Annotated in this window: 11 protein-coding genes; 7 read left to right on the forward strand and 4 right to left on the reverse strand. The window is 75.6% G+C overall.

Features of this window, described 5'->3' with window-relative positions; all coding sequences use genetic code 11:
• Positions 1-629 precede the first annotated feature (629 nt).
• Positions 630-2,093, forward strand: a complete 1,464-nt coding sequence (ahcY, locus tag J4E96_RS04520; RefSeq protein WP_406620448.1) for an adenosylhomocysteinase — start codon at positions 630-632, stop codon at positions 2,091-2,093.
• On the opposite strand, the gene J4E96_RS04525 is transcribed toward ahcY, so the two are convergent.
• Positions 2,087-2,950, reverse strand: a complete 864-nt coding sequence (locus J4E96_RS04525; protein WP_227424596.1) for a hypothetical protein — start codon at positions 2,948-2,950, stop codon at positions 2,087-2,089. The genes ahcY and J4E96_RS04525 overlap by 7 nt on opposite strands.
• Before the next feature lie 203 nt (positions 2,951-3,153).
• Here J4E96_RS04525 and J4E96_RS04530 point away from each other — a divergent pair, with 203 nt between their 5' ends.
• Genes J4E96_RS04530 through J4E96_RS04550 form a run of 5 tightly spaced genes read left to right on the forward strand, consistent with a single transcriptional unit; the run spans position 3,154 to position 7,450 of the window.
• Positions 3,154-4,335, forward strand: coding sequence for a hypothetical protein (locus J4E96_RS04530; RefSeq protein WP_227424597.1), 1,182 nt, complete (start codon positions 3,154-3,156; stop codon positions 4,333-4,335).
• Positions 4,332-5,090, forward strand: coding sequence for a glycosyltransferase family 2 protein (locus tag J4E96_RS04535; RefSeq protein WP_227424598.1), 759 nt, complete (start codon positions 4,332-4,334; stop codon positions 5,088-5,090). Before J4E96_RS04530 ends, J4E96_RS04535 begins: the two co-directional genes overlap by 4 nt.
• The gene (locus tag J4E96_RS04540) at positions 5,087-5,929 is read left to right on the forward strand and encodes a ChbG/HpnK family deacetylase (RefSeq protein ID WP_227424599.1); all 843 of its coding nucleotides are present in this window, start codon (positions 5,087-5,089) and stop codon (positions 5,927-5,929) included. Before J4E96_RS04535 ends, J4E96_RS04540 begins: the two co-directional genes overlap by 4 nt.
• Positions 5,926-6,582: a class I SAM-dependent methyltransferase gene (locus J4E96_RS04545; RefSeq protein WP_227424600.1), complete on the forward strand. Its 657-nt coding sequence runs from the start codon at positions 5,926-5,928 to the stop codon at positions 6,580-6,582. The genes J4E96_RS04540 and J4E96_RS04545 overlap by 4 nt, the downstream gene beginning before the upstream one ends.
• A gap of 28 nt (positions 6,583-6,610) precedes the next feature.
• Positions 6,611-7,450 (forward strand): M15 family metallopeptidase, encoded by an 840-nt coding sequence (locus J4E96_RS04550; RefSeq protein ID WP_227424601.1) that lies wholly within the window; start codon positions 6,611-6,613, stop codon positions 7,448-7,450.
• Positions 7,451-7,495: 45 nt separating this feature from the next.
• Here J4E96_RS04550 and J4E96_RS04555 read toward each other — a convergent pair whose 3' ends face one another.
• A complete protein-coding gene (locus tag J4E96_RS04555) occupies positions 7,496-8,314 on the reverse strand; it encodes an RDD family protein (RefSeq protein ID WP_227424602.1) in 819 nt (272 codons plus the stop codon).
• 109 nt (positions 8,315-8,423) lie between these two features.
• Here J4E96_RS04555 and J4E96_RS04560 point away from each other — a divergent pair, with 109 nt between their 5' ends.
• Positions 8,424-9,413: a stage II sporulation protein M gene (locus J4E96_RS04560; protein ID WP_227424603.1), complete on the forward strand. Its 990-nt coding sequence runs from the start codon at positions 8,424-8,426 to the stop codon at positions 9,411-9,413.
• Between the two features lie 30 nt (positions 9,414-9,443).
• Here J4E96_RS04560 and J4E96_RS04565 read toward each other — a convergent pair whose 3' ends face one another.
• Positions 9,444-10,607 (reverse strand): winged helix DNA-binding domain-containing protein, encoded by a 1,164-nt coding sequence (locus J4E96_RS04565; RefSeq protein ID WP_227424604.1) that lies wholly within the window; start codon positions 10,605-10,607, stop codon positions 9,444-9,446.
• 28 nt (positions 10,608-10,635) lie between these two features.
• Positions 10,636-11,928 carry a DUF58 domain-containing protein gene (locus tag J4E96_RS04570; RefSeq protein WP_227424605.1) on the reverse strand — a complete coding sequence of 431 codons (1,293 nt, stop codon included), beginning with the start codon at positions 11,926-11,928 and terminating at the stop codon, positions 10,636-10,638.
• Positions 11,929-11,941: the final 13 nt, after the last annotated feature.

Consider the following 11,941-nt stretch of genomic DNA (forward strand, 5'->3'; position numbering starts at 1 on the left):
TGGCGGGGGGCACCGTCCGCGCGGAGCATGTGGCCGGTGGTGCTGGCGGGGTTGGTGGGATGCGCTGGCGGTTCACTCGGGTCCCGCCCGTCCCATGCTCCGCGCGGACGGGTGCTGACCGCCTGGCGGATGCGGACGGCTGGACGGGTGCTGACTGCCGGAGGGTTGCTGACTGCTGGAGGGTTGCTGACTGCCGGAGGGTTGCTGACTGCCGGAGGGTTGCTGAGCGCGCGGACGGGTTGCCGACCACCGGGGAGGGGCGCGTGGGCGCGTGCCGCGGCGCCGGTGACGAACTGGAGGGGGTTGTGGCGGACCGCAGCGACGCGCTTGGTGCTGGAGTTGCTGCGGGGGCGCGTGGGGTGTCACGTCCGCATCAGTCGTCACTCCTGTCACAGGCGCGTCGCTGCGGTCCGGTGTCCCGCGGTGGTGGGCCTGGCGGGGGCACCGTCCGCGCGGAGCATGTGGCCGGTGGTACTGGCGGGGTTGGTGGGATGCGCTGGCGGTTCGCTCGGGTCCCGCCCGTCGCATGCTCCGCGCGGACGGACGGGATCGGCGCGCGCGGTGCCCGGGTCGATCGGTAGCGTGACCGGTGTCCGTTTCGATGCAGCCTGCGGAGTGAGATGACCACCGTGACGTTCGACGAATCGCCCGGCCGGTACAAGGTGCGCGACCTCTCCCTCGCGGTCGCTGGCCGGCATCAGATCCGGCTCGCCGAGCACGAGATGCCCGGTCTGATGGCGTTGCGGGCCGAGTACGGTGCGGCGCAGCCGCTCGCGGGTGCGCGCATCGCGGGGTCCATCCACATGACGGTCCAGACCGCAGTGCTGATCGAGACCCTCACGGCGTTGGGCGCCGACGTCCGCTGGGCGTCGTGCAACATCTTCTCGACCCAGGACGAGGCCGCCGCCGCCGTCGCGGTCGGGCCCGACGGGACGCCGGCCGCGCCGACGGGCGTGCCGGTCTTCGCGTGGAAGGGCGAGACGCTCGCCGAGTACTGGGAGTGCACCGAGCAGATCCTCGCGTGGCCGGGCGATGTGCGGCCGAACATGATCCTCGACGACGGCGGCGACGCGACCCTGCTCGTGCACCGGGGCGTCGAGGTCGAGGCCGCCGGCGCGGTGCCGTCCGACATCGCACCCGGCGAGCCCGGCTACGCCGAGGAGGCCAACGTCGTGCTCGCGGTGCTGCGCCGCTCGCTGGCCGCGGACGCCGGCCGCTGGACGGCGATCGCCGCGGAGATCGTCGGGGTCACCGAGGAGACCACGACGGGCGTGCACCGGCTCTACCAGCTGGCCGAGGCCGGCCAGCTGCTGTTCCCCGCGATCAACGTCAACGACTCGGTGACCAAGAGCAAGTTCGACAACAAGTACGGCATCCGGCACTCGCTCCCCGACGGGCTGAACCGCGCCACCGACACCCTCATGGGCGGCAAGGTCGCGCTGGTGGCGGGGTACGGCGACGTCGGCAAGGGCGCCGCCGAGGCGCTGCGCGGGCAGGGCGCGCGGGTCGTGATCAGCGAGGTCGACCCGATCTGCGCGCTGCAGGCCGTGATGGACGGGTACGAGGTCGCGCGCGTGGACGACGTCGTCGGCGCGGCCGACTTCGTGATCACGACGACGGGAAACCGCGACGTCGTGACGGCAGTGCACCTCGCGGCGATGAAGGACAAGGCGATCGTCGGCAACATCGGGCACTTCGACAACGAGATCGACATCGCGGGCCTCGCCGCGACTCCGGGCGTCGTCCGGGTCGAGATCAAGCCGCAGGTGCACGAGTGGACGTTCCCCGACGGGCACTCGGTCATCCTGCTGAGCGAGGGCCGGCTGCTCAACCTCGGCAACGCCACCGGCCACCCGAGCTTCGTGATGAGCACGTCGTTTACCAATCAGGTCATCGCGCAGATCGAGCTGTTCACTCGGCGCGCGGAGTACCCGACCGGCGTGCACCGGCTGCCGAAGGTGCTCGACGAGAAGGTCGCGCGCCTGCACCTCGCCGCGCTCGGCGTCCAGCTGACCGAGCTGACGAAGACGCAGGCGGAGTACCTCGGCGTCGACCCGGCAGGCCCCTACAAGCCGGACCACTACCGCTACTGAGGCGCCGGCCCCGTCGCCGGGTCGGCGTTCGCGGCCGCCGGGGCGGCGAACCGGGTCAGGCTCAGCGCGCCCGCCAGGACCAGCGCGAACCCGAGCGCCGAGGCGAGCCCGGTGCCCGCCGCGGGCCGGTCGCCGCACAGCAGCATGCCGAGCGCCGACCCGAGGACCGTCTCGATCGCGACCATCGGCGCGGTCGCCCCGACGACCGAGGTGCGCTGCAGCGCGGTCGCGGTCAGCAGCAGGCCGAGGGCCCCGCCGCCCGCGATCGCCCACGCCGCGGGGTCGGCCACCAGGGCGGCCGGGTTGGTGCTGCGCAGGATGCGCGCGCCGAGCGCAAGGATCGCGAACGCCGCCCCGGCGAGCGCCCCGAGCGCGACGCCGGCGTGCGCCCGGGCGCCGCGCCGCCCCACGGCCGCCGCGGCCGCGGCGATCGCCACGAGCGCGATGAGCAGCCCGATCCGGGTGCCCGCCGGGACCTCGCCGGTCCGGCTGGGTCCGGCGGCCAGCCCGAGCAGCAGGACCCCGCCGCCGACGGCGACGACCGCCCCGACCTCGATCCGGCTGAGCCGGGCGCGCAGCACCAGAGCGGCCAGCACGGCGGCCACGGCGAGGCTAGAGGCCCTGCCCGCCTGGACGACGAACAGCGGCAGGGTCCGCAGCGCGAGGAACGACAGCGCGAACCCCGCGGCGACGAGGGTCAGGGCGCCGAGATACGTCGGGCGCCGCAGCAGCCGGACGAGCAGCCCCGCGTCGAGGCCGGTACCCGCAGGCTCGTCGCGCGCGGCCCGCGCCTGCAAGATGGTGGCTGCCCCGGAGCAGCACGCGGCTGCGGCGACACCGACGAGCGCGAGCGACACCTGAAACTCCCTCGAAGATGCTGTGAACTGCATGTGGATCCGGCCGCACGCCGGTAGGATAGGCCCGGATGCCCGGGGCGCCCTGCCCAAGGCTGCCTGGGGGATCCATGCGAACGGTAGTGCCACGAGAGCCTGCAAAGATCGCAGGCGATCGCAGTACTGCGCTTCCGGCGTTCGCGACGGCGAACTTCCCCCTCTGGCCCGTGCTCGGGGCGTTCGCGCTCGTCGCGGCGGTCCTGAGCGCCGTCGTCGGCCTCGCCTCGCGCTCGGTGCCGCGCGCCGTGCCATACCTGCAGGGCCCCGACTGGCTCGACGGCTGGTTCCAGTACGACTCCGGCTGGTACTACGGCATCGTCACCGGCGGGTACGACTACGTCCCCGGCCAGCAGTCGTCGATCGCCTTCTTCCCGACGTACCCGCTCGCGGTCCGCGGCCTCGGCGCGCTGCTGCGGGACTACCAGTTGGCGGGCTCGCTGATCGGCGTCGCGTCGGGGGCGGCCGCGGTCGTGCTCTTCGGCGCGTGGGTGTGGCAGCGGCTGCCGCGCGCGAGCGCGCTCACCGCGATCGCGGTCCTGATGCTGTACCCGTTCGCGCTCTACCTGTACGGCGCGATGTATGCCGACTCCCTGTTCCTGCTCAACGCCATCGGGGCCTTCCTGCTCCTCGAACGGCGGATGTACTGGCTCGCCGGGCTGGTCGGGGCGCTCGCGACGGCGGGCCGACCGGTCGGCGTCGCCGTGATCATCGGTCTGGTGGTGCGGATGCTCGAGCTGCGCGCCCAGGACCGGCTCGCCGAGCGGGCCGTCGTCGACGGCGTCGCCGAGCTTGGGCAGGCGCCGCGCCCGGGCTGGCGCGAGGTCGTGCGCGCCACGACGAGCGTCCGCTGGCGGGAGGCGGGCGTGCTGGTGTCCGCCGCCGGCCTGGGCAGCTGGGCGCTGTACCTCTGGATCGAGTTCGGCAACCCGCTCGCGTTCGTCGAGGTCGAGTCCGCGCCGGGCTGGGACCAGGGGGTGGGGCCGCACACGTGGTTCAAGATCTCCTACCTGCGTGGGCTCATCGAGGCGCCGTTGACCACCGGGCGCCTCCTGACGGTCCAGGCGGTGGTGTGCCTGCTCGCGGTGCTGCTGATGCGCCGGGTCTGGCGCCGCTTCGGGTACGGGTACGCCGCCTACGCCGGCGTGGTGCTGCTGATCCCGATCATCGGCACGGACGACTTCATGGGCACCGGGCGGTACGTGCTCGTCGCGTTCCCGGTGCTCGCCGCCGCGGGCGACTTCCTCGCGACGACCGAGCGTCGGTGGGTCCGTCCCGTCGCGCTCGTGGTGTGCGCGATCGCGCTCCTCGCGATCGCGACCTTCTACGGACGGGGGATCGAGGTCTCGTGACCAACGAACTGAGTGTGGAGCACTTCGGGATGCTGTCGATCTTCTTCCCGATGTGGAACGAGGAGCAGTACATCCACAAGGCCGTGCGCGCGGCGCAGGAGACTTGCGACCGACTCGTGGCCGAGAACGAGATCGGCGACTACGAGATCATCGTGGTCGACGACGCGTCGACCGACCGCACGGGCGAGCTCGCCGACGCGCTCGCGGCGGCCGACTCGCGCGTGCGGGTCGTCCACCACCCGGTCAACCGCAAGCTCGGCGGGTCCATCAAGAGCGGGTTCGAGGCGGCCAAGGGCGACCTCGTGCTCTACACCGATGCGGACCTGCCGTTCGAGATGATCGAGCTGGTCCGGGCGGTCCGGGTGCTGCGCACCTACGAGGCCGACATCGTCAGCGCGTACCGCCTCGACCGCACGGGCGAGGGCCCGCGGCGCGCGGTGTACTCGTGGGTGTACAACGGTCTGATCCACACCATGTTCGGTACCCGCCTGCGCGACATCAACTTCGCGTTCAAGCTCTGCCGGCGCGAGGTCCTCGATCGCGTGCACCTCGCGAGCGAGGGCTCGTTCATCGACGCCGAGCTGATCATCCGCGCCCAGCGCTCGGGCTTCCAGGTCGTCCAGATCGGGGTCGACTACTTCCCCCGCACGCGCGGCGTCTCGACGCTGTCCTCGATCGGCGTGATCCGCACGATGCTCCGGGAGATGTGGGCGCTGCGCGGCGACCTGCGGTCCGTGACGCCGGACGCTCGGTGAGCCACCTGCTCATCGTCACGGCGGACGACCTCGGCCTCACCGCCGGCGTCGGCCGGGCGATCCGCCGCGCACACCTCGAGGGGATCGTCACCGCGACGACCCTGCTCGCCGTCGGCCGCGCCTTCGACGCCGCGGCGACCATGGTCCGTGACACCCCGACGCTCGAGCTCGGGGCGCACCTGGCGCTCGTCGGCGAGGACCCGCCGCTGCTGTCGGCCCGGGAGGTGCCCACGCTCGTGAACTCCCGCGGCGAGTTCCCGCGGTCCTACCGCACGGTCGTGGCCCGCGGCCTCGCCGGCCGCATCGACCCGGACGACGTCCGCCGCGAGCTCGGCGCGCAGCTCGAGCGGGTGCTCGGCGTCGGGGTGCCGGTGACCCACGTGGACACCCACCAGCACACGCACCTGTGGCCCGTCGTCGCCCGGGTGGTCACCGAGCTCGCCGTGGAGCACTCGATCCCGGCGGTCCGGCTTCCCGGCAGCCGACGCCGCGGCGTCGTGGGTGCGGGCGTCGCCGTCCTGCGCGGCCTCCTCGCGCGCCGCCTGCGAGGCGCGGGCCTGGCGACCACGACCGACTACGCCGGGCTCGACGAGGCCGGATTCCTCGACCTCGCCGCGATGGGCCGGGCGCTCGACGGGCTCGCCCGGCGCGGGCGGCCGACCGCCGAGATCAACGCCCACCCGGGCGAGCCGGGCGACCCCGACCTGCGACGGTTCGGCTGGGGCTACCACTGGTCCGAGGAGCTCGAGATGCTCACGGACCCGCGGGCGCGCACGCTGGTCGAGGACCGCGGCTACCGGCTCGGCGGCTTCGCGGACCTCGTGGCGGCCCGCTCGTGAGCCGGCGGCGGCCCGTCAGCGCCGGCCGCGAGGCGCTGGCGCTGTACGCGCGCGAACCCCTCGGCGTCCGCGTGCACGTGCACGGTCGCTGGTGGAGCGCCCCGTTCGCGCCGGCGGCGGCCGCCCTGCCGCCGACGGGACGCATCCTCGAGATCGGCTGCGGGCACGGCCTGTTCGCGGCCTACTGCGCCCTGAGCGAGCCCGGCCGCACCGTCGTCGGCGTCGACATCGACGCGGCGAAGATCCGGCACGCGCAGGCGGCCGCGATCGAGGGCCGGCTGAGCTTCGCGGTCGGCGCCTCGGGGGAGGTCCCGGCCGGGCCGTGGGACGCGGTGGCGATCGTGGACATGCTGTACCTGCTCCCGGCGAGCGAGCAGCGGCGGTTGCTCGCGGCCGCCGCGCGGACCCTCGCCCCCGGCGGCATCCTCGTCATCAAGGAGATGGGCACGCGACCGCGGTGGAAGGTCCGGTGGAACACCTGGCAGGAGACGGTGTCGGTCCGGGTGCTGCGCATCACGGCCGGCTCGTCGCTGGAGTTCGTCCCGCCGGCCGTGATGGCAGGCTGGCTCGGCGAGCTCGGGCTCACCACGACGGCGCGGCGCCTCGACCGCGGGCGGATGCACCCGCACCACCTGCTCGTCGCACGCCGCTGACACTGCTGACACCGGTGATACTGCTGGGATGAGGACTCGACGCCCGGCCGGCCCGGCCGGCGCCCTCGCGGGGGCGCTGCTGCTGGCCGGCTGCGTCGCGCCAGGACCGGGCGAGCCGGCGCCGACGCCGCGGTCGAGCGCCGCGTCGACCGTCGCGCCCGCGCCCACTCGGGCCCCGAGCCCGACGCAGACGCCGACGCCCGCCCCGAGCCCGACGGCGGACCCGGCTCTCGCCCCCGCCCCGCCCCCGGACGGCGCTCCCGCGCCGGCGCCGGCTGAGCCGGTCCAGCCGCCCGAGCCGGCGTTCGCCGCGACGTCGGCGCCGATCGGCCCGGAGCTCGCCGCGCGGATGGCGCCGTCGTGGCGGGCCGGGTGCCCGGTGCCGCTCGAGGAGCTGCGCTACCTCACGCTGACCCATCGCGGGTTCGGCGGCGAGGTGGTCACCGGCGAGCTGGTCGTGCATGCCGACGCCGTCGAGGCCGTGACGGGTGTGTTCCGCGCCCTGTTCGAGGCGGGCTACCCGATCCGCTCGATGCGGCTCGTCGACGACTTCGACGCCGACGACGACGCGTCGATGGCCGCCGACAACACGTCGGCGTTCAACTGCCGCGCCGTGGCGGGAACGTCGTCGTGGAGCGAGCACGCCTACGGGCGGGCGATCGACCTCAACCCGGTCGAGAACCCGTACGTGAGCGGCGCGGGCGTGTTCCCGCCCGCCGGGGCGCCGTTCGCCGACCGCCCGCAGGCGCCGGGCGTCGTGCACCCGGGTGACGCCGTCGTGCGCGCCTTCGCCGCCGCCGGCTGGGGCTGGGGCGGCACGTGGCGCGGCGCGAAGGACTACCAGCACTTCTCCGCGACCGGCCGCTGACGGCCGGTCACGGGCTGGCGATCGGCCGGTCGCAGGCCGGTCGGGCTACTCGTCCGGGTCGGGGATCGCGTGCGGGAGGCGGCGCACGACGGCGGCCTCGGCGTCGGCGAGCACGCCCGCGCGGCTCGCGGCGGCGAACTCCCGGTCGCGGCGCTCCGTCAGCACGGCCGCGAGGAATGCCTCCGGGTGCGTGCCGGGCGGCGGGGGCGGCGCGACGTGCCGCTCGAACTGCCGGGTGAGGTCGCTGCCGAGCCGCACGCGCGAGGCGGGGTGCAGCGACGCGGCCCGGCCGAGAAACTGCCGGGCGGCGAGCGCGGCGCCGTCGGGCAGCCGGCGCATGTCGGCCGTGTGCGCCCAGCCCGCGAGCTGGTAGGGCATCGCGAGCGGCGCGAGCGCGCGCTGGGCCCCCCGGACGCGGACCGCGTAGGTGCCGGCGACGATGTCGCCCACGCGCTTGCCGCGGGAGTTGAGCATCGAGGTGATGAGCGCGATCGAACCGAGGCTCAGCCAGAGCTCGCCCACCCCGGTCAGCGCCCGCACGAGCGCGTGCCGCAGCCGGACCGGGCCGCCGTCGTCGCGCACGATGCGGATGCCCGCGGCGAGCTTGCCGAGCGATCGGCCGCGGGTCAGCGTCTCGACGGTCGTCGGGAGGACCACGAGGAGGAGGACGACGGCGGCGATCGCGACCGCGCTCGCGGCGGCGTCGCTCAGGCCCGTGCCCAGCGCGCCGACGGCGGTGGTCAGGATGAGGGCGACCACGACGACGACGACGAGGTCGAGCAGGGCGGCGAGCATGCGCGTGGCAAACGCGGCCGGGCGCGCGTCGAGCAGCACGCCCTCGCCCGTGAGGATCCCGTCGCTCATCGCTGCGCCTCTCGTCGGTCCGCCGGCACCGGGTGGTGCCCGCGAGCGGGCCACCCAGTTGCGCGCGGGACGCCGACCGGCGCACCCGTGCTGTGGCAGGGTAGCGGGCGTGGACCTCGACGCGTTCTCCGCCGTGCGCGGCCCGCAGTGGGCGCGCCTGCGCGAGCTCACCCGGCGACGCCGGCTGACGGGCTGCGAGGCCGACGAGCTCGTTCGCCTGTACCAGTCCGTCGCGACCGATCTGTCGACCGTGCGCTCCACCGCGCCCGACCCGGCGACGGTCTCGCGCCTGTCCGACCTGCTTGGCCGGGCCCGCACCGCGATCGCCGGCTCGCACGAGCCGGCGCTGCGGGACGTCACGCACTTCGTGGGGGCGTCGCTGCCCGCCGCGCTGTACCGCATCCGCTGGTGGACGGTCGCGGTGACGGCCAGCTGCGTCGTGCTGGCGCTGATCGCGGGCTGGTGGGTCGCGACCGAGCCCGGCGCCCTCGCCGCGCTGATGACCCCGAGCCAGCAGGACGAGTACGTCAACAACGCGTTCGAGCAGTACTACGACCCGTCCGCCGGGTTCGCCGCGATGGTGTGGACCAACAACGCGTGGATCGCCGCCCAGTGCGTCGGCCTCGGCATCACCGGCATCTGGCCCGTCCTCGTGCTGGTCAGCAACGCGGTCTCGGTCGGGGCCATCGGCGGCCTCATGGCCACGCACGGCCGGCTCGACGTGTTCCTGTCTCTGATCGCCCCGCACGGCCTGCTCGAGCTGACCGCGGTGTTCGTCGCGGGCGCGGCGGGGCTGCGGATCTTCTGGACCTGGGTGGACCCCGGCCCGCGCCCGCGCCTGCAGGCGCTGGCCGAGGAGGGCCGCGCGCTGTTCACCGTCGCGATCGGCCTCGTCGGCGTGCTCGCGGTCTCGGGTTTGATCGAGGGCTTCCTCACGGGCTCGAGCCTGCCGTGGGCGGTCAAGCTCACGGTGGGTGTGCTGGCCCTGGCCGGCTTCTGGACCTACACGATCGTGCTCGGGCGGCGGGCCGTCGCCGCGGGCGAGACCGGCGACCTCGACGCCGACCGCGCCGGTCACGTGCTGCCGGTCGCGGGGTAGGCCGCGGGGGAGCTGGCGCCGATCAGCGCCCTAGCCGTCGGCCGGCAGGACCTCCACGCGGCGGGTCTGCGCGGTGTCGGCCATGAACTCGACCAGCGCGGCGCCCTCCGCCTCCACGGCGGCCCGGTCCGCCCGCGCGAGAGTCGCGAACGGCTCGACGACGAGCGTGGCGTCCCGGCCCGCGCGCCGCGTCGTCCACGCGCCCGCGACGACGCCGCCGACCAGGAGCGTTCCCGGCACGGCCCCGTTCGCACGCCACAGCCGACGGCGGTCCGGCTCGCTCACGAGGCGGGTGCGGTCGGCGTGCGCGACGGTCAGGCCGTCGAACTCCGGCAGGAAGCGGACCGGCGCCGGTGTGCCCGGGTCGGGCCGCGGGGCGTCGGGCAGGTCGAACAGCTCCCGCCCCGACCGCGCGCCCGGGCCCGGCTCCGAGCGGAACGTCACCAGGCGCGGGCGCAGCCGCTCGAGCGCGGGGGCCAGGCGCGTCAGCCCGCTCCACCGCTGGGCGTCGGCGACGCTGGCCGGACCGTACGCCGCCAGGTAGCGCAGCACGAGGGCGTCGAGCGCCTCCTCGCGGGCGCCGGGTGCGGCGAGGTCGGGCGGCTCGCGCTGGAGCCAGGCGCGCGTCGTCGTCCACACGGCGGGGCCGGTCCGGCCCCACACGGCGCGCGGCGGCACCTGGACGAGGGGGAGCAGCGCGCGGGCGGCCTGCGCGAGCGCCGCGCCGTCGGTGCCCGGCCAGCCGGCCGCGAGCCGGGCGCCGAGCTCGGCCGGGGCGAGCGGGTGCTCCTCGAGCAGCTCGCGCGCGGCGGCGGCGACCGCCGCGAGGTCGACGCCCTCGAGCGCGCGGCGGTACGTCGCGTTCACGCGCACCGCGTCCGCGAGCAGCGGCTCGAGCAGGACCGGCAGCGCGAGCGCGTCGTCGGCGGTGAGCAGGTGGATCGTGCCCCGCATCACGACGATGCGCGCCGCGGTCCGGTCCACGAGGCGGTCGGCCAGGTCGGCGTGCGCGAAGCCCGCGAGCCGCGTCCACAGCCCGGCGTAGGGCGCCCACGGCGCCTGCGCCTGCAGCCCGATCAGGTGCTCGAGCAGGGCCGGCACCCCCAGGTCGGTGCGCGCGAGCAGGTGCTGGCGGGCGAGCGTCGCGCGGCCGAGGGCGGCCGGGCTCAGAGGGGGACCGGCCGCGCGGGTCACGGCGCTCAGCCCCGGCGCCGGCCGGAGCTCACAGCCGGCCCGTGGCCTTGAGCGCGAGGTACCGGTCGGCGAGCTGGGGGGCGAGGTCGCCGGGGAGCGCGTCGACGACCTCGACGCCGCGGCGGCGCAGCCGCACGGCGACGGCGGCTCGCTCGAGCTCGCCGCGCTCGGCGGCGGCGGCGTCGAACACGGCGGCCGCCCCGTCCCGGCCGGTGAGCAGCTCCGCGACCTCGGGGTCGCGCACCGACGCCAGCACGACCTGGTGCCCGGCCGTGAGCTGGCCGACGACGCCGAGCAGCCCCGACTCGACCGCGGCCGGTTCGAGCGAGGACAGCAGCACGACGAGCGAGCGCTGGGACAGGCGCTCGCGGACCAGCCCGACGACGCCGGGCCAGTCGGTCTCGACGAGCGCCGGCTCGAGCGGCGCCAGCGCGTCGGCGAGCGCCGGCATCAGCTGCGTGCCGCTCGCGCCGGCGACGCGCGCGCGCAGCCGGCGGTCGTACGCGACCAGCTCGACGCGGTCGCCGGCCCGCGCGGCGAGCGCGCCCAGCAGGAGCACCGACTCGATCGACGCATCGAGCCGCGGCGCGTCGCCGACCCGGGCGGCGGCGGTCCGGGACGTGTCGAGCACCATCAGCACCCGGCGGTCGCGCTCGGGCCGCCAGGTGCGCACCACGACCTCGGAGCGGCGGGCGGTCGCGCGCCAGTCGATCGAGCGGACGTCGTCGCCGATGACGTACTCGCGCAGCGAGTCGAACTCCGTGCCCTGGCCGCGCACCTGGACCGCGGCCAGGCCGTCCAGCTCGCGCAGCCGCGCGAGCCGGCTCGGCAGGTGGCGCCGCGAGGCGAACTCGGGCAGCACGCGCAGGCGCGCGGGCACGTCCATCGACGCCTGCCGCGCCGCGAGGCCGAGCGGCCCGAACGAACGGATCGTCACGCGGTCGGCGAGACGGTCCCCGCGCCGGGTCGGCACGAGGACGGTGGTCAGGCGGCGGGACTCCCCGGGCGGCAGGTCGAGCGGGTGCCGGTTGCCCCGCGCCCCGGCCGACGGCTGCCACGCGTCCCGCACGAGGGCGCGCAGCCGCCGGTCCGACAGGTTGGTCAGCGTGAGCACCGACCGCGCCTGCTCCGTCAGCCGCACCGAGCCCGGCACGTCGCGCGCCACGGCGACCGACCGGGGTGACGCCGCGAGTCGCGCGTCGAGCGCGCAGGCCGCCACGACGGCGAGCGCCCAGAGCAGGACCGTGCCGGGAACCGGCACGAGCGCGACCGGCACGAGCCCGAGCGCCGCCAGGACGACCGCGCGCCAGGTCACCGCCACGGGATCGGCCCCC

Source organism: Pengzhenrongella sicca (assembly GCF_017569225.1).
Taxonomy (GTDB): Bacteria; Actinomycetota; Actinomycetes; order Actinomycetales; family Cellulomonadaceae; genus Pengzhenrongella; species Pengzhenrongella sicca.